The following is a 17458-nucleotide window of genomic DNA, read 5'->3' on the forward strand; positions in this document are numbered from 1 at the left end:
TCGTTTAGATCAGATTTTATCTCTACTATTGTGGGTTTTTGTAAATTCAAAAATAGTTTCATTGAGAAGCTGAATAGTTCTTGATTAAATTCTTTCCGTAAAATGAAGACTTTCAATAAAATAAGTGAATTCCTGCTATCTAGTGGCATGCAATCAACACGCATGATCATTGGAGTTAGTATATGGATTGCTATTTTTTCTAATTATTATCTTTGGCTGAAAATATCTAAATTAGGTGAAGAATCGGATATAAGTCTAATAATATCCTTTGTTTTTATATTAATTGGTTTGAATATTCTTTCGATTTCTGTTTTGGGATGGGGGAGGCTTTTAAGGCCAATTGCCAGCATCTTTGTCGTAAGTGCGGCTTCAGTTGCCTATTTCATGCAAGCATACGGGATTGTTATTGATTCCAATATGATAACTAATGTGCTGCAAACAGACTTCAAAGAAGCCTCTGATTTGATTAATTTGCAGATGATTTTTGTGATTTTGCTGCTGTCGCTACCTCCATTGTGGTTTATATGGCGCAGAAATTTCTCAAAATCTACTTTTGGCAAACTGATATTGCAGCGTTTGATGCTTGCTCTCCTGGGGATTTCAATAGCAGTGGTAAGCCTAATCGTTTCTTTTCAGGCGTTCTCCTCAACCATGAGGAACCATAAGGAGATTCGCTATTTGATTAACCCATACAATGGACTATATGCGGTCTTCAAGAAAATTGACGATTCCCAGAAGAGGAAATCAAAAGATTTGGTAAAAATAGGAGAAGGAGCATACATTGAAGGGGCTGTAGACCCTATAGTATTTCTTGTAGTCGGAGAAACCGCTCGTTCAGATCATTTGGGGTTGAATGGCTATTCAAGAGATACCACACCTTTGCTATCAAGTCGAAAAGACATCTTGTCATTTAAAAATTCCTGGGCTTGTGGAACGAGCACCGCAGAGTCACTGCCGTGCATGTTTTCACACTTACCGAGGGAGAAGTTCTTTGATCGACGAGAAAATTACGAAAATTTATTAGATGTTCTAAAAAAGGCAGGTCTGGATGTGCTTTGGGTTGACAATCAATCAGGGTGCAAGGGGGTATGTGCGAGAATACCTGCTGAAAATCAAGAGATAATCAAAGGTGACATCAATTGCAGAGATGATGGTTGCTTTGATGCAGCAGTGTTGAACAATCTCCAAAAGAAAATTGAAAACTTACCAAAGCTTGGTAAAGCTAAAGGAACCGTTGTTTTAGTTCACCAAATGGGCAGCCATGGCCCAGCCTATTACAAGCGTTCTTCACCAGATAGAAAAACCTACTTCCCAGAATGTGAATCTTCAGCTCTGCAAACCTGCAGTCGAGAACAAGTAGTCAATGCATATGACAACAGCATAAGAGAAACTGATTATTTCATTTCGAAAGCAATTGATTGGATTAAGGAGACCTATCCAGATAGGCCAACTGCAATGATGTATGTCTCAGATCATGGCGAGTCTTTGGGAGAAAATAACATATACCTCCATGGTCTTCCTTATAGTTTGGCGCCCGATGCTCAGAAACGCATTCCTTGGATCGTTTGGTTCTCTGAATCATTTAAGCGCGAAAAATTCGAAGATAAGGGATGTGCTGCTCTATTAGACGTTGATGCCAGGATAAGCCATGATAATTATTTCCATTCAGTTCTGGGATTAATGAGCGTAAAGTCTGAAATTTATAATCCTGGTCTTGATATTTTTGAAGAATGCAGGCGATCTTGATTATGACGGATTGTTGAATAAATAATTTCTGATTATCTATGTGGCTAGTGCCTAAATTGTTGACACGAATGCCAGCGGCTTAACCACTGCTGACTACCGCAGGTGGAGGTACTAATGCCCAACGCAGTGCATACCAGCGTACCCCTCCGCCCTGAAATAAGGAGCCGATAGTGAGCGTCTCGCCCGACTGAAGCGGTGCCTTCATGCGAGCCAGGCGTTCTTGCGTGGTTAGCTCTGCATGGAGGGCTAGGATCACGATGCATACCTGCTGCGCAGTCAGCCCAGCAAACAGCTGAAGCATCCCGGTCACTTTGATATCGAAGACTGGGATCTCTTGGTCAGACGTGTTCTTGTGTGAGAAAACACGCACTCCCTTTGCGCAAAGATCTAGCTCATGGATTTCCTCGGAAATGGACGAGGAACCGTGTCGTTACTGCGCGCAAACAACACCGAACAAGGAGACATAGCTCCCTGTCCGGGTTGGATTAGGAGTCTTTGCACCGATCTAATGGAGCAATGCAGAATGGCACTAGGCCGGCTGATGCGCAGACAAAGCGGCAGTTACTCTCAAAAGCTCAATCGCGTAGAAAATGCAGCAATGCTACCGATTCAGCCTCAACGGTACAAGATTACCAACGCACATAGCGCTCGAAATTCGCGCTGCGTGGATGATGCTGATCCGCCATGGCCCGGATATCCTCATGCAAGATAGAGACATAGTGCGCAGTCGTCTCTTGATGCTCATGGCCCAGCAGTAGCTGGATAGTGTGCAGAGACGCCTTTCCCTGGTACAGATGCGACGCAAAGGCGTGTCGCAATGCGTGGGGTGTCAACCGAAGGCCGCATTCGCGACCGTACCGGCTGACCATTCTGCGCAACTGGTAGTAGCGATAGTCTGGATAGCGTCCGCTACTAACGAACAGTTTGGATGTGGATCTTTTGCCATGGCCTCCGGCTGCAAGGATCACTTGTCGTGCCGTTTTGTACTGCGCAATCCAATACCTGGCATGTTCTCCAACGACAACCAAGCGCTCTTTGCTCCCCTTCCCCCATATCTGCAAGGGCTTGCCGCTGGCGGGGACCTGATCGAGCGTAATGTTCAGCAGCTCTCCTGCACGTAGCCCGGATCCATAAAGGAGCTTCAAAGCTGCACGATCTCGCATGCCTTTGGCCGTTTTCGTGTCCGGTAGCTCCATCAGCTTAGCGATCGCGTTACTGGATGGTGGGCGACGCGGGCGACGCAAGCCCCCGCGAAGTGGTAGCAGTGCGCGGTGAACGCCAAGGTCCACGATGCCGGACTCTTTCGCCCAGCGGTACAACCGCTGCAGCATCCATTGTTTGAGGCGTAGTGCCGAAACAGATCTGGTGTCTTTCCAGCTAAGTAGGAATACCTGCAGGTCGTCGACCGAAGCATGTTCCCACGAGCGACCGGTCGCTTCCAACAGCCATGCGTTGAAAGCTCGCAACTGGATCTGGAGGACCTGAAGAGTGCTTTCTGCAAGGCCCTCTTGAAAAAATAGATCGGTTAGAAAATCTCCAAAACGGAAATCCCAGCCGGCGGGAACATCCATCGTGCCGGCAACTAGCAAATTATTCATTCATCTACCCGTGTGAATGCCCGCACGAAGAAGCCGCCTCATCGGCGCCTTCTTTGGCTGGCGAGACACACACCTCGACAGTTCAAATATAGATCAATTCGGAATTGATATGTCAAGCGGAAACCGTGATGTATGTAACGCACGGTTTCCGCTGGAGGCAACGCCGACCGCTCCCTAAAGTGCGGTCCATGCAAAAGCAATCACATATCAAAGCAATGCCTCGCATAGTGATAGGCAGGCTTGCCGCAGCCGCGGCTTTGTTCGTTGGCCTGACGGCTGGAGCAATAGCTGCAGACGTATCAGAGAAGGTTGCGGCGCAGATCAAGGCCGGCGTCAACGCAAACACGAACGGAGCGGTGCGTGTAGAGCAAATCAATACAACTCCGCTCACCAACATTTATGAGGTGATTTCCGAAGGGGAGATATTCTATGTGAATGAAACGGGTCGTTACAGTTTTGTGGGCGGCTCGTTGATGGATTTGAAGAGCAAAACAGACCTGACCGCCTTGCAACAAGACAAGAGGATGGTCATTCCATTCAACAAGCTTCCCCTGCAGCACGCGATTAAGGAAGTGCACGGAGATGGAAGCCGTGTGATGGCGCTCTTCGAAGACCCGTTCTGCCCCATCTGCCGAGTCTTCACAAAGTTCGTCGACCAGATCGACAACGTGACGATCTATCGCTTCATCTTCCCTATCACTGATCGGCGAAGCCAATCTCTTGCACGGATGGCCTGGTGCTCACGCGACCGTGCCGGCGTGTGGAAAGCCATCATGGACGGCGCACGGCCGCAATTGCCCGAGTCGTGCAACACCGATGGTTTGGTCGAGATCCTCAAGCTCGGTGAGCGCTATGGCATGAACAACACGCCCACCGTGGTGCTGGCAAGCGGCAAGCGCTTGGTTGGCGCCACACCGCCCGAGCAATTCATGGAGGAGTTGGAGCGTGGCGGTCGTTTGAAGGCGGACCAACGATGATCGCGCCCGCCTCCGTTCGCCCCCTCATTTCTGCCCTATTCCCTGCGCTTGCCATTGCCATGGCGACAAGCTCTCACGCGCAGTCCTGGGAGACCATGCGAGAAGTCGTCTTCGACAGCTCGGTGTTTTCGTCCACGGGTACAGCGGTGGACCGGGAGATCCTCAAGACAGTTTGGGCAACAGAGCTTTCCGCTCCACGACTGGGCAGCGCAGGAAAGCGCATGCCTGCGTTCGCGCTGCTGGGTGACACCGCAACCGCTGAGGGCAAAGTCATCTTCAGCATGTTCGCCGCTGCGGGCAACACACTTTGCCTGGATGCACCAAATGGCGCGGCAGCCATGGACATCTACAGCGTCTGCACCATGCGTGTCATCGCTTGGCCGCCTCGGCCTGGACTGCGCGCCATTGAACTCCCCGGCTACTGCATGTTGTACGCCAATACCGACCGATCACAGAACCGTGTCGAGTACCGCATAGAGCAGACCCAGCCAGCCCTGACGATTCGATTCCGGGCATGGCAGTTCGGCAAAGTCATTCCCGCATGCAATCGCGCTATGCGCCTGAGCTAGTCATGAGCTGCCGCATTTTCCCGCGACTATCCAAGCTTGTGTGGCTATTGCCAGCCGTGGCTTTGGCCGCCATCGTCAGCTCTTCAGACATTACCCAAGCCATTCAAAACTCGCCAAATGCGAGTGCCTGGCTAAAGCAGAACGCGCAGGCTGTGGCCAACCTTGCTATCAACGTCGAATCGGGCGGCAACACCAGCGCATTCAACGGCAGCTGCTGCTATGGCGTCCTGCAGATGAATAGGACAAACATCGCCAAGTATGCAGGAGTGACACCTGAACAGTATCGCCAACTGCCCCTGCAGGCTCAGATCGATGCTTGGTCGCAACTGACCGCCGACGCCATGCGTTCCGGCGTGGTCCGCCAATTGATTGGCTCGGGCACTTTTGATGGGCGCGCCGTTGACGGGAATCTGGTGCTCGCTTGCGTGCAGCTTGGCATCGGCAACTGCCAGCGAATGATTAACTCGGGGTCTTGCCGTGGCTTTGCCGACAGCAATGGCACATCTATATGCGACATGGCCGACAGGATGGCCAATGGACGACCTACCAACCCAGGCAACACCAACCCGCTCGGAAACGGCTCTGGAAGCACGGGTGGCAACGGTGGCACCGGGTTGGGGGGTAGCAGCTGCCCGCGAGACGCCACCGGTGCATGCATGGAAGTCTCGGCAGCAATGCAGCAAGGCTTCCTGCAGGGCTCCGGGATGCAGATGCCCAGCCTCAAGCAAATGCTGCTTGCAGGAAGCGGCGCGTTTTTCTTTCTTGTCACAGCCAGTGCCTTCAGCGGCCTTTACGGTCGCTACACCTCGGGACGTGTTGCCACGAGCGAGCTAGTGCACTATCTCGTGAAAGGCACAACAACCTTGCTCATTGGGCTGTTGGCCCTCTCGATGCTGTGAGGCGCGGATGTTTAGCCTAGCCCACATCACTCGCAATCTGCTATTAGCAACCCTCGTCGCTGCACCTGGCCTGTCCCTGGCCCAGTTGCCGCCGAAAAAGCTCCCGACCTACGACTGCCTTCGCGGAAATTCCAGGTCTGCCCACTGTGAGCAACTGCTCCGCAACTATTGGCAGCACGAGCCGGCCATTCGCGCGATCGCTGTTCACTACGGACTGGAACCAGCGCTGCTAATGGCTCTCGTGGCTATCGAGAGCCAATTCAACTCGCGTGCGAGATCGCCTGCAGGTGCGCTCGGTCTCACTCAAGTCATGCCAGATACGGCCCGTGGCGAAGGCTTGCGGGACCCAAAGGTCAACTTGTATCAGCCCGAGCTTGGGCTGGCCACCGGCGCAGCTTACCTGCGAAAGATGTGGTTCGAGTTTAGAGACTGGGAGCTGGCACTCGCCGCATACAACGCCGGCCCTGGCGCCGTGCGTAAGCACAAAGGCATTCCGCCGTACCGCGAAACACAAGCCTACGTCCCCATGGTTCTCGCTTTGTACCGCGAGTTTGCCTGGGCAGACGCCATGGCCCGAGCAAGCAAATGAGGAACGCAATGAAATTTCATCACCTAGGACGATGCGTTGCAGCTGTCGCTGTTGCGCTTACTGCCTGGCCGACCATGGCACAGGAAGCTGAAGGCACCAGCGCCAAATCAACGCTCCTGCAATCAGAAATCGAAGTCACATGGCAGGACAAGGCGCAAGGCCTGGCTCAACTCTTGGCAGATCGACTGGGCGTTCCCTTCACCAGCCCAGTACCACTGGACACTCAGGTGTCCGTCAAACAGGCAGGTGGCTCCACGGTCGCCAATCTGATCTCGACGGTCAACAGCCAACTCCCCCCTGGGATCAAGCTTCAGCTCACGGAAACTGCTGCTGGCACGAAGCTGGAAGCAGTAGCAGCGAGCGCACCGACTACAGCGGTGGCCACTGCAGTGGTACAGGGAAGCGCACCATCGCGCGCGCAGATTGAGGGACTGTTCACAACCAGCACAGTTCCAGGCTCTGGCTCGTGGGTGGACCAGGCGCGCCAACACTGGAAAGCCTCCTTCACTGACGGCTCTGGACAGCCTGCACGTCGCTGGGAGCTCAAGCTCCAGGACGTAACGCTGAACAAGGCCTTCACACGCTGGGCCGCAGAAGCCGGCTATCGCGTGCGCTGGGATGCGCGCAAGCATGTCGTGATCGGAAGCCCCGAGACCTACGAAATGCCATTCGAGCAGGCCGTGACCGCCGCCCTGTCGTCACCAGGCATTCAAGCGAGCGAATACCCGCTTGATGTCTGCTTCTACCCAAATAACCCGCCCTTGGCCCGTATCACCCGCCGTGGCGAGCAAGACAAGGAATGCACCCAATGATTCTGGCCAACCTAAAGCACAGTGTCGTACCCTCTGCTCTCGTTTCTGCTCTGTTGCTCGCAGGATGTGTCTCGCCTGCAGTCACCCAGCAAGTTCGTGGCCACATTGACAGCTCCTTGGAGGCTGCAGGTGTCATGAATCGGAGCCTGCGCGTAGAAGAGACCACACAGGGCCACAAGGCTGCCACAAATGCAGCGGCCGCCCGTCAGCTCTCGCCCATCGTTGCGCGCCGTGCTTCGCGTCCGTGGATCGGCTCCGAGATGATCGAGATCAGTTCCGAAGACTCCCTTCCCGCCATCTTCGATGAAACCTTCAAGCTCATCAGCTTTGAAGACAAAAGCACTGGCGGCAAGGTCAGCCTTACGGTTTGGGCCGAACGCATGTCTCGCATAACTGGCGTTCCGTTTCGCATCAAGCAGGACGTATACAGCCCCGCGTCATCGGCAGTCGCCTCTAGCCCAAGCACCGCTCAGCCGGCCAAGCCCGCGACCGCCACAGTTGCAGGAATGAGCATGCCTGCACCTCTGGCCGTTGCTGGCCAGCCGAGCGTCGAGGCCATACGCCCTGGTCCAAACCTCATGCTCGACACAGTTGAGATGGACTGGAAGAACAACACGCCGCGCGGCATCACTGAGTTCGTGACAGCCAGGCTGGGACTGTCCTATGCGTATCGCGATGGCGTGATCATTATTGAGCGCTACGTCACAGAAACCTTCGAGATCGCCGCTCTTGAAGGAAGCAAGGACTTTGCTATGAATTTGCAAGGTGGCTCAACATCGGGTGCTAGCAGCACCACCGGCGCTACTGGCAATTCCCAGTCCAATTTCCGCATCGACGAAGCTGGATCACTGGACATCTTCAATTCATTCATGAATAGCCTGCAGCAGATGGTGGCTGCGGTGCCCGGATCATCCATCGCTATCAACCAGGGTACCGGTAGGTTCGCGGTGACGACGACCAAGGAAGCCATGCAGCGCATCCGCCAAGTGGTCAAGTCCGAGAACGAGTCGCTGACACGCCAGGTCCGCATACAGATGGACATCTACTCCATCACGACAAAGGACGGAGACGAGAAGGGAGTGAACTGGGGCGTGGTGCTCAATTCGCTTACCTCCAAGTGGGGCGCAACCATTGACTCGCCCACTTCGCTAGTTGGTGATACGGCGGGCCAGATCGGGTTGACGATCCTCTCTCTGGCAAACGGAGGCAGCCCAAGCAGCGGCACGGTGCCCCGCTGGGGTGGCACACAAGCGGCGATCCAGGCGCTGAACGAGTATGGCACCAACATCCAGCATCGCCCCATAGAGATGCAGGCGATGAACCGCCAATGGGCACGCAAGACCAACCTCAACGACCGTTCTTACGTGTCTGAGACGCTGCCATCGACCTCTACTGCAGCCGGATCGGGCTCGGTGGGCATGAAGACTGCCAACGTCACTACGGGCGATCGCTTCATGATCCAACCCGCGATCTTGGACAACGGCTCAGTGCAGTTGAGATTCGGCATCAGCATGACCAACCTTGTGGCGATGACCGAGACGACCTCCGGCCAGGGTACTTCGATCTCAAGGGTCCAAAACCCCGAAAGGTCAGGCATCGACGATCAATCGACGGTCATGCTCAAAGCTGGCCAAGTCATGGTCCTCACCGGCATGGCCCGCTACAAAGCCAAAGACAACCGCCGCCGTCTGGCTGAAGGTTGGAGTTTGCTCGCTGGCGGCTCTGACGCGCAAAGCCTGGAACGTGAGGAATTCCTCGTTGTGGTTCGTCCTGTGCTCATGAACTGAGGCCACCATGAGTGCATACCTCATCGAACGGCGCTATGTGATCGGCGTGACTTGGCAGCAGACTGTCCAAGCCGTGAATCTCAAGAAGCACGCACAACAACTTGCCCGCAAGGGGAAGGCGGACTACTACTGCACGGTAGCTCCAGCCACCGTCGGCACCGCGAAACTCAAAGTGTCCAACCAGGGGGAAAAGCTCATCGCCTTGGCTACCGGCGTGGCCGCCTTCGCCAATGGCCATGTGTTTGCAGCCATCAAGCTCCCACAAGGGATCTGGATTTGCGCCGCAATCGACGGAGCACCAGCGACTGGCTTCGACGCGCTGGTGACGGACGAAGAAGCGGCTCGATCGCGGCTGGCTGCATTTGAGCGATTGGCCACCTCTTCCATCTCACTGTTCACGAATGAGCCAGATTTACTTTACCCCGCACCAGAGGTACAGCCCGTAACGCTGAGTCAGGTCATAAGCGCAGCTGCCAGCAACGAGGCCAGTGAGGCCTTGGCCAAGGTCGGCACCAGCATCCCTCCAGCTGTGCTCTACACCGTAGCCGGCGCGATCCTTTTGCTCGGGGGATTACGTGCTTGGGACTATTGGCAACTGGAGCAAAGGCGCCAAGCAGAGCTCTTGGCCAACGCCAATGAGCTGGACCCCAAGACAGCATGGACTCAGGCCTTCCAAGCATATGCACAGGAGAAGTCCACCTACGGGCATGAAGCGCTACGAGCATTGCGCGAAGCCACCGAAAAACTACCCACCAGCATCGCCGGGTGGCGCCTAAAGGAGACGGACTGTAAGCCAAGCGCTGGCAGCACTTGGGGTTGCACCCTGAAATTCGACCGCACCGCAGATGTGGGTCTAGACCCCACCAACGAAGACTTCGAGCATTTGCGTCCACGCGAGTGGACCGTCCGCTATTCCACAGTGGATGAAATAGAGGCCGTTATGCAAGTGTCAGCGCCTGCACGTCGCCTCAACTTCGATGAGCTGACCCCACTGGCCATCCAGCAAGTACGTGGACTTAGTTCCTTGCAACTGATCTTGCGCGCTTTCAGCGGAAAAACCATTGGGCAATTCCAGCCTGAAGCAGTTCCAGCACCGCTCAACAAGGTCGGAGAGCCCGTGTCCATGCCTGCTGAGCTCGGGCTGGCCATCTACAGAGCTGCGTTGACAAACCTGAGCGGCCCCTTGCTCAGCGTGGATCTGCTGATAACTCCAGAGGTACCGGTGGCGTGGACCTCTTTCAAGGTTGACTTTGCCCGACTGCCCAACGACTGGCAGGCCAACGGCGAAGCGTCTCTCAAGAAAAGCCTCATGACGGCCACCTTGGCCGGAGAAATCTATGCAAAGAACTAAGCCCGCCGTTGCAGCCGCGCTGATTGGCTTCGCTATGCACGCTGCCGCCCAGGATCTCGCTGCGGCCGCATCGCAGCCACAGCCAGGCTATGGCTTTGCTCCAACCGTGAAGAAGCTCTTGCAACTCGAAGCCGATAAAGCCGTTGAGGCTGCGCTCGGCCAAACGGGCGGCTCCACTACTGCAGCCGCGGCTCCACAAGGAGCAGCACCAACTGTGCAGCCAGCCGTAGAAGCACCGCCGGAGCCTCGCCCACTTCTTACCCTCAATGGCATCTATGGACGCGCAGGCCGTTGGACGGCCGAGGTCGCCATCGACGGTCGCATCTACGCCTTTACGCCTGCAGAGACGAAGGCAGGCTACACAGCAAAGCGCATTGATGCACGGTGCATCGAACTGCAGCACAGCAAGTTCCCGCAAAAGCTCTGCAGCGACCGCTGAGGAACCAAAGATGCAGTGGCCATTCTTCTCACGCCAACGTTCAACAGTCCCAGCTCCGCCGACTGCGACCACTTTCGTCCTCAGTCAACGTGTCATAAAGACAGAGACCGAGCTGCTCAAGGAAGTGAGCTTCCATCGCCCACTCGGGAAGGACAAGGACATCAACCTGGCGGGAAGTCTGGCCCAGCACATCTGTCCTCTCGAAACACGAAAAGACAGCAAGCAGTTCATTCTGCTCGTGAGCAACCGCCACCGAAGCTCGCAAGAACTACGGGCTACGACCGAGCTCCTCCTGTCCAAAAACTACCGTCTCGCACCAGGCGCCAACGTCTATCTGGTCGAGAGCGAAACCATCATCCATGCCGTCTCGCGTGGCCACATCGACGGGACCCAGGGGGAGCGCCTTCGCAACATTTTGGGCGACAGGGCAAAAGCGGGCTACTACCAGTCGTTCGAGGAACTGGTGCGTTACGGCGTAACCAACCGCGCCTCTGACATTCACCTGAACATCTTCACTGCCCAAACACGCAGCGAGGTCCGGTTCACCATCGAGGGCAAGTACGTGGCCCCACCACGCTTCCACTTGCCAACTGCAACGCTTCTGTCCATCGCTGGAGTCGCGTACCAAACTGCCAAGGGAGTCAAAGACCCCGTTTTCAATGGCACTGTCGAATCCCAGTGCCGGATCTTCATCGATCTGGCCGAGCTTGGACAGTTCATGCTGCGCTGGGCGTCGATGGCCTGTGACGAAGGCCCGCAGATCACCATGCGGATCACGCCAATCAATGCCAAGAAAGAACCGCTGACGCTGGAGCAACTTGGCTACCTCCCCACACAGATCTCCATGCTGATGCGGGCCATGCGATCCGAGGGCGGTGCAATCGTCCTCTCGGGGGTCGTTGACTCGGGCAAATCGACAACGATATCGACACTACTCAGTGGAGTTCCAAGCACGCGCAAAGTGATGACAGTGGAAGACCCGCGAGAAAACATCTTGCCTGGCAGTCACTTTCACCAGAACACGGTGAGTCGCGACCTTGAAAGCGATGACGACCCTTTCAAGCCAAAGAAGAGAACATTAAAGCGAACCGCACTTAACGATCTATTCATCGGTGAGATTCGTGACCAGCAAACTGCCGCCCTGCTTCAAGATGCTATCGAATCGGGCACGAACTGCTATACGACTGTCCACGCTCGTAATTGCATGGGTATACCAGCACGCTTGATATCGCCAGGTATTGGCATTGACATCGATGTCGTTTCCACCCCTGGAAATCTCAAGCTCTTGGGATATCAAGCACTACTTCCGAAAAACTGCCCCGGCTGCAAGCTAAAGGCCACAAAGCTCCTACAAGGTGAAAATGCAATGGAGTGGGAGGATTACTTCTCACGCATAAAACGTCTCTACGATATTGATCAAGAAACGATATATGTCAGAAACCCCGAGGGATGCGATAAATGCCGGCGTGATGGCTTGCCTGAATTGAATGGCTTACTTGGCCGCACCGTCGTCGCTGAGTTGGTTGAGCCAGATGACTATTTCCTGGAATGTATACGCGACGCCAAAACAATTGAACTGAGCCAGTATCTGGCGTCATCGCGTACCGCACCATATGACGATCCAGATATGACTGGAAAATCTGCAATGGACTGTGCCATCTACAAAATGAGCAAAGGTGAAATTGACCCTAGAGAGATCGAGCCTCGATTTATGTCATTTGTCACAGTAGAAAGACGCCGAGAAATGGCTGCAGTTCACACAAAGAATCATCAATCAATTAAGAAGCTGCAGGCTGTGTGATGCGATCCATCCTTGAGTTTTTCTCGCCATTAAAACGCGCAGCACGACAATTTAGAAGGCATCGTGCCGACTATTACGAGTATCTCGCTGACGTGCTTTCAGATTCCGATGGGCGAATCCTTATGCACGACATATTCGTAAAGGATGCTCAACGCTACGCACCAAAGAACCGCTGGCAGAAGCTCCGCCCCCATCCGCGAGCAGTGCTTTCCGAATACTGGGCAAGCAAGTTTCTGGACACTGGCACAGACATCGGCGCAACTTGGCGAGGCACGCTGCCCGATGCAGACATGCTGATTATTGCTTCAGCAGCTAACCACGGAGGCACTGGATCAGTACCGGATGCATTGAAAGAGGCTGCACGCTTGGTGAGAGTAGTTGATGAGGCTCGCAGTCTGTTTCTCTCAATCATTGCTGTTGCAATATTCTCAATTATTGTTGTACTGGCAACTCTCACAAGCGTGCCTGCTTTTGTCTGGCCGCAAATAAAAACAACCTTCGACTTTGTACCGGAAACACTTTACGGACCACATGCTTTTGATCTGGAACATTTCTCAAGGGTGTTCGCCTCATATATCATTCCTTTAACAATCGGGATACTAATACTTAGCATCGCCTTTAGTTGGTCCTTGACTCGCTGGAGCGGCCGTTCTCGTCAATGGGCAGAAAAATTCATTGTTTACAGGGTCTACAGGAACTATCGCGGCGCGATGTTTCTTTCGACCCTATCTACTCTGGTAAAGCGAGGCTCTGGTCTCAATCTTCGAGAAGGCATACAGGCAATCTCATTGCAGGCGGAGCCTTGGTTGCAATGGTATTGCCAACGCATCATGGAGAATATTGAGCTCGGCTTTGTGGATGGTAGGCTATTCGATGTGGGCCTGATGGAGTCGGATGCTCTTTATTACTTGTTCGATATTTCTGAAGCAAATTCTTTAGAAGCTGGTCTCCAACTAACAGGCCGTCGCACAGAGCGCGATATGGGAAAGAGCATCAAAAAACGTGCATTTATCATCCGATGGAGCATTTTATTTGTATCGTTGGCAATAGTCGGCTGGGTTGTTTTCAATACCTTTAATGCTATTCATGAAATGACCGATGCCGCAAAAATGGTTTTTCTGTGATCCCGTTTCAAACCGCTTTAACTAGGAGCAAACAATATGCAAAACATGATCAATATCACTCGTCGCACACGCAAATCGATTCGATGCAAGAACAATGAAGGCGGCTTCACGTTTATCGAACTGATGATTGTTGCGGCGATCATCGCGATCCTCGCAGTGCTTGCTGTACCAGTGCTGCAGGGCCTCTACCGCGAGTACCGCGCGCCCTACTTTGCGCGCGACTTGGCCAGGGCAGTCAACACGCTGCAAGGAGCTGCGAACACCGTGGCCACTGCGACGCCGTACACCGGCGTCACAACTGCAACACTGGCCAGCGCGCTGAAGGACACCGCATTCAGCGTCTCCGGCGCAGCGGCCACCCATTCGATCCAAGCGACCGGCCTGGCCCCTCAAGCAGTTGCCGTGACGGGCACGCCTGGCGCGAACCTCGTCATCACAGTCTCAAAGGTCCACGAAAAGGCCTGTATGCCCATGCTGACCCAGATGGTCCGAGTCGCTGAAAGCATCAAGGTGGGCACAACCCCAGTAAAGGTCGCTGGTGCGCAGCCTGCAATTGCGACGCTGCAAAGCGCCTGCGCGGTTCCCGCAGGCGCCGACATTGAATACACCATCCAATAACACCCCTCCCGCCGTGCCTAAGTAGGCACGGCAAAAGGACACCATGCTGCGCACGCGCCATCATCGCAAACAACAACAGGCGGGCTTCCTCATGCTTGAGCTCATCGCTGTGCTTGGCTTGACCGCTGTACTCGGCGTCTATGCATCCAAGGAGGCAATCGACAAGATCAACAGCGGCCGCGCAGAAGCTACCGGCGTCTACCTCTCGACGCTCAAGGATGGACTGGACAAGTTCCTGAACCTCAATGCCCAGGCCCTTGCCATGGGATCGGTTGTGGCCGGCTTCTCCGATCCACTCGCACCCACAGTCGACGAGCTGCGCACTGCCAAGTATTTGGCTGCCTCATTTCCTCTCATCGACCCAATGAGGCGCCGGCAACTCATCACGGTGGATCGATCTGGCTGCCCAGGATCGACGTGCTCGCTTACCGCCTATTCGTATAGCCACCTACCACTGACCGCCAGCTGCAATGGATATGCAACCGATGGAGCCTGCGCGGCTGCGATGGGCTCCATTTGGCATGTGCAAGCTGAAGAGATCAGATCCGCTAGCCAGGGTTATGGCGCTACGGTGACCTTGCTTGCGCCCACTCGCCTGCGCGGGAGCAGCTGTAACTATCCAACTCCAGGGGGCGCAGCTCCAGCCACATATGGCGTCTGCACGACCAGGACTGCAGCGATCTATTCTCAATTTGTACGCATCCGAGACGACCGCGATCCCGATCTGCAAGGCGACTTGAGCGTCGTGGGGAAAGTGAAGTCAGGCTCGCTCGTGTCTCAGTCGTTGTCGATCAGCAATGGACCAACCGAGACCGCCAGCATCAACAGCGGCGGCGACCTGACGGTTAAGAATGGCTCTGGTGTCCCTACGGCCGGCATCTCGATGAGCGACGGCTCTGGTCGAACGTATGGCCAGGTCATCAAGCCAACTAGCGTTCAAGTCAAGGGCAGCTCATGTACTGGAGCCAACCAGCAAGGCGATATTGCTCAGGACTCGACTAGCCAGGGACTCGTCATGTGCATTGGAGGTACTTGGAAAGGAATCTCCCCGCAAAAGGATGCTATAGCCGGAGGATGGTGTCCGCAGAACGGCGGAGTCGCATGGAATGCACAGGATATTGCCCTCTATTGCTCAGGAAACCAATGGGTACCGCTAGCAGATCGATTTGGAAAGAAGATATTTATTGAGTCTTACTCAGCTAGCAATGGGACTTGGATACCTAAACCGGCCTGTGTTTCTGGAACTGCGGGCTCGATGGTCATACTCACTCCCAAGAATCAAAGCACTGATGCAGTCAAGCTAAATCATTACGCCACTGACTACGGCTGGGCGTGGCTAGTATCAGTTGTTGATAACCTCGGCGCAGCAGCAGCTGGTGAAGCAATTGCACAGACATACTGCATTTATTAATACAGGTTCATATGAAGCGTACTCTGATCACATTATCAGTCTTGCTAGCAATCTCGGTGAACGGAATTGCACAGAATTATGATTCTACTGGCACCGTTCGGTTATGGGCTCCGAGTCCTCCTGGCGGAAATTTACCAGTTGTTGTTCCTGGCTATGGCTCCTTGGGAGAGGGAGCCATTAGTAACTCGTTTAACCTTCAGACTACAGGCGGCTGCTTTCCAGCTTGGACATACGGAGTCTGCGTGGTCAAAAGCGGAGGCGGAGGTTATTCGCTTGCCGGCTCTGATGGTCGGTGGCATAGCCTCTGCCCTTCGAATACATACGGAATCATTACCGGGACACAGGCTACCACTACCGGATCGGTGTGTGGCGGTGACTGAGCAATAAAAAAGGCCCTACAGGGCCTTTTTTATGATCACAAGATTTAGTTTTGTGTACCAGTGGAGAACACAAACACCTCATTCAGTGGTTTTCCATCCGATGTGCCGCTTACGGTAATTCGGTATTGGGTGTTCGCAAGCAGAGGCTTATCAGGGATAACAAACGCCTCGCCGATTGCAAGCAACTTATTCACGTCATCCGTGGAATTGAGGATTCTAGTTGCCACTGGAGCAGACGAGCTTACCTGAACCATTTCAGCAGTCTTGATTTCGATGGAGCCACCATAGGCAGCCTTGAAATAGACGGGCGTTCCCATGGGAGACGCGTTGAAGTCGCGGCTGGGATAGGGGCTTGGGGACTCGGGACCGAAGAGAGGTGATACGCCAGTTGTGCCGTTGCAGGGGAAGCTGCGGACCTTACCACCTGTGTAAACAGGAGTCGAGGTCCCAGCTGGCACGCCAAAATTCACAACAGCGACGCCATAGTAGGCAGTCTCTCCAGCGATAGGAGTCTTGTTGCCCGACACAGAGAAGCCCACCCCCATCTCCACCCATTCACTCGCGGCTGCCGACAAATGGTAAACAGAAGAGAAAAGACCTTTGATCCTTGCTTCACCGGATGGAAGATTTGGAGAGGTCTCAATGCCCGAGGGGCTAGTTCCTGCAAATAATGATCCAGAATTCTCGTTGGAAACAATTTCGCCGAGTGTAGTCGCCTGATAGCCTGCCGCCGTGGCACGCGCCAATAAATCCGCACCAGTAAAGCCAGGATTTGTATTGACCTGAGTATGACTGATAGTCTCATTCAATCGCAGGTAATTCGCATGACCTGATGAGGCAGTGTCTAGCAACGAGTTCTGCTTCAAGGCACCGAAACCACACGTAACGCGGTTCTTATTGATGATGTCGAAGATCTTGGCCCGGTTTACATCTGCATAGTTGCCCGGTTGCGCGTCAGAAGGATAGGTTTCTGTCGGTGTTTCTGGCTTCGGGGTAGTTCCACCACCGTTACCGGCACCAGCATTACTGTTCCCGGAGTCGCTGCCACCGCCGCCTCCGCATGCGGCGAGTGCGCAGGCAATTGCAACAATCGACAAAGTGCTGGAAATCTTCATCTGGAACCTCTATTTCAAATATGAAAGCTGCGCTCGATCGAATGAAACGTCGAGTGCGAAAATTGAACGGAAATTTGGAAGAGACGCGACAGTCGGTATGGACTGTGCAGGGGAACGATATGGCGTTATTTCATTGGTACTCCGCGTGGGACATATCTTGTGGGCTTCTCACAAGGGGTGACGCGAAGATTTCCAACGAAGCCTTGTGTAACTGTGCGTGACAATTGTATGTCTGTCAAGTG

15 protein-coding genes are annotated in these 17458 nt (G+C 54.1%); 13 read left to right on the forward strand and 2 right to left on the reverse strand.

All coding sequences use genetic code 11. From position 1 onward, the window contains the following. Window positions 1–162 precede the first annotated feature (162 nt). Window positions 163–1746 (forward strand): phosphoethanolamine transferase, encoded by a 1584-nt coding sequence (locus O987_RS28095; RefSeq protein ID WP_235214139.1) that lies wholly within the window; start codon window positions 163–165, stop codon window positions 1744–1746. A 629-nt stretch (window positions 1747–2375) separates the two neighbouring features. Here O987_RS28095 and O987_RS14060 read toward each other — a convergent pair. Then, window positions 2376–3344 carry a tyrosine-type recombinase/integrase gene (locus O987_RS14060; protein ID WP_235214140.1) on the reverse strand — a complete coding sequence of 323 codons (969 nt, stop codon included), beginning with the start codon at window positions 3342–3344 and terminating at the stop codon, window positions 2376–2378. Window positions 3345–3559: 215 nt separating this feature from the next. Between O987_RS14060 and O987_RS14065 the strand changes: the two genes are divergently transcribed. From O987_RS14065 to O987_RS14120, 12 genes are read left to right on the forward strand one after another with little or no spacing between them, the layout of a single operon-like run. Then, window positions 3560–4321, forward strand: a complete 762-nt coding sequence (locus O987_RS14065; RefSeq protein WP_019042139.1) for a DsbC family protein — start codon at window positions 3560–3562, stop codon at window positions 4319–4321. After that, on the forward strand, window positions 4318–4890 hold the full coding sequence (locus O987_RS14070) for a hypothetical protein (protein WP_019042140.1): 573 nt from the start codon (window positions 4318–4320) through the stop codon (window positions 4888–4890). The genes O987_RS14065 and O987_RS14070 overlap by 4 nt, the downstream gene beginning before the upstream one ends. A 2-nt stretch (window positions 4891–4892) precedes the next feature. Beyond that, a complete protein-coding gene (locus O987_RS14075; RefSeq protein ID WP_019042141.1) occupies window positions 4893–5789 on the forward strand; it encodes a hypothetical protein in 897 nt (298 codons plus the stop codon). A 7-nt stretch (window positions 5790–5796) separates the two neighbouring features. Then, the gene (locus O987_RS14080; protein WP_019042142.1) at window positions 5797–6378 is read left to right on the forward strand and encodes a lytic transglycosylase domain-containing protein; all 582 of its coding nucleotides are present in this window, start codon (window positions 5797–5799) and stop codon (window positions 6376–6378) included. A gap of 8 nt (window positions 6379–6386) precedes the next feature. Next, window positions 6387–7190, forward strand: coding sequence for a TcpQ domain-containing protein (locus O987_RS14085; RefSeq protein WP_230629849.1), 804 nt, complete (start codon window positions 6387–6389; stop codon window positions 7188–7190). Next, window positions 7187–8977, forward strand: a complete 1791-nt coding sequence (locus O987_RS14090) for a hypothetical protein (protein ID WP_019042144.1) — start codon at window positions 7187–7189, stop codon at window positions 8975–8977. The genes O987_RS14085 and O987_RS14090 overlap by 4 nt, the downstream gene beginning before the upstream one ends. Window positions 8978–8984: 7 nt before the next feature. Then, the gene (gene pilO2 / locus O987_RS14095; protein WP_019042145.1) at window positions 8985–10328 is read left to right on the forward strand and encodes a type 4b pilus protein PilO2; all 1344 of its coding nucleotides are present in this window, start codon (window positions 8985–8987) and stop codon (window positions 10326–10328) included. 34 nt (window positions 10329–10362) lie between these two features. Next, window positions 10363–10767, forward strand: coding sequence for a hypothetical protein (locus O987_RS14100; RefSeq protein ID WP_019042146.1), 405 nt, complete (start codon window positions 10363–10365; stop codon window positions 10765–10767). Window positions 10768–10777: 10 nt separating this feature from the next. Continuing rightward, entirely contained in the window at window positions 10778–12568 is a 1791-nt protein-coding gene (locus O987_RS14105) for an ATPase, T2SS/T4P/T4SS family (protein ID WP_019042147.1), read from the forward strand. Then, window positions 12568–13692 (forward strand): hypothetical protein, encoded by a 1125-nt coding sequence (locus O987_RS14110; RefSeq protein WP_043372978.1) that lies wholly within the window; start codon window positions 12568–12570, stop codon window positions 13690–13692. The genes O987_RS14105 and O987_RS14110 overlap by 1 nt, the downstream gene beginning before the upstream one ends. A 36-nt stretch (window positions 13693–13728) precedes the next feature. After that, window positions 13729–14310 carry a prepilin-type N-terminal cleavage/methylation domain-containing protein gene (locus O987_RS14115; RefSeq protein ID WP_019042149.1) on the forward strand — a complete coding sequence of 194 codons (582 nt, stop codon included), beginning with the start codon at window positions 13729–13731 and terminating at the stop codon, window positions 14308–14310. A gap of 43 nt (window positions 14311–14353) precedes the next feature. After that, a complete protein-coding gene (locus tag O987_RS14120; protein WP_019042150.1) occupies window positions 14354–15721 on the forward strand; it encodes a type II secretion system protein in 1368 nt (455 codons plus the stop codon). A 424-nt stretch (window positions 15722–16145) separates the two neighbouring features. Here the strand turns inward: O987_RS14120 and O987_RS28820 are convergent, their stop codons facing one another. Beyond that, a complete protein-coding gene (locus O987_RS28820; protein ID WP_131326365.1) occupies window positions 16146–17216 on the reverse strand; it encodes a CAP domain-containing protein in 1071 nt (356 codons plus the stop codon). Window positions 17217–17458: the final 242 nt, after the last annotated feature.

Source organism: Comamonas testosteroni TK102, assembly GCF_000739375.1.
Lineage (GTDB): Bacteria > Pseudomonadota > Gammaproteobacteria > Burkholderiales > Burkholderiaceae_C > Comamonas > Comamonas brasiliensis.

Excerpts from the sequence above, each read along its gene's own strand:
- O987_RS28095 (WP_235214139.1), top strand. The coding sequence starts at position 163 with ATGATCATTGGAGTTAGTATATGGATTGCTATTTTTTCTAATTATTAT.
- O987_RS14060 (WP_235214140.1), bottom strand. The coding sequence starts at position 3,344 with ATGAATAATTTGCTAGTTGCCGGCACGATGGATGTTCCCGCCGGCTGG.
- O987_RS14065 (WP_019042139.1), top strand. The coding sequence starts at position 3,560 with ATGCCTCGCATAGTGATAGGCAGGCTTGCCGCAGCCGCGGCTTTGTTC.
- O987_RS14070 (WP_019042140.1), top strand. The coding sequence starts at position 4,318 with ATGATCGCGCCCGCCTCCGTTCGCCCCCTCATTTCTGCCCTATTCCCT.
- O987_RS14075 (WP_019042141.1), top strand. The coding sequence starts at position 4,893 with ATGAGCTGCCGCATTTTCCCGCGACTATCCAAGCTTGTGTGGCTATTG.
- O987_RS14080 (WP_019042142.1), top strand. The coding sequence starts at position 5,797 with ATGTTTAGCCTAGCCCACATCACTCGCAATCTGCTATTAGCAACCCTC.
- O987_RS14085 (WP_230629849.1), top strand. The coding sequence starts at position 6,387 with ATGAAATTTCATCACCTAGGACGATGCGTTGCAGCTGTCGCTGTTGCG.
- O987_RS14090 (WP_019042144.1), top strand. The coding sequence starts at position 7,187 with ATGATTCTGGCCAACCTAAAGCACAGTGTCGTACCCTCTGCTCTCGTT.
- pilO2 (WP_019042145.1), top strand. The coding sequence starts at position 8,985 with ATGAGTGCATACCTCATCGAACGGCGCTATGTGATCGGCGTGACTTGG.
- O987_RS14100 (WP_019042146.1), top strand. The coding sequence starts at position 10,363 with ATGCACGCTGCCGCCCAGGATCTCGCTGCGGCCGCATCGCAGCCACAG.
- O987_RS14105 (WP_019042147.1), top strand. The coding sequence starts at position 10,778 with ATGCAGTGGCCATTCTTCTCACGCCAACGTTCAACAGTCCCAGCTCCG.
- O987_RS14110 (WP_043372978.1), top strand. The coding sequence starts at position 12,568 with ATGCGATCCATCCTTGAGTTTTTCTCGCCATTAAAACGCGCAGCACGA.
- O987_RS14115 (WP_019042149.1), top strand. The coding sequence starts at position 13,729 with ATGCAAAACATGATCAATATCACTCGTCGCACACGCAAATCGATTCGA.
- O987_RS14120 (WP_019042150.1), top strand. The coding sequence starts at position 14,354 with ATGCTGCGCACGCGCCATCATCGCAAACAACAACAGGCGGGCTTCCTC.
- O987_RS28820 (WP_131326365.1), bottom strand. The coding sequence starts at position 17,216 with ATGAAGATTTCCAGCACTTTGTCGATTGTTGCAATTGCCTGCGCACTC.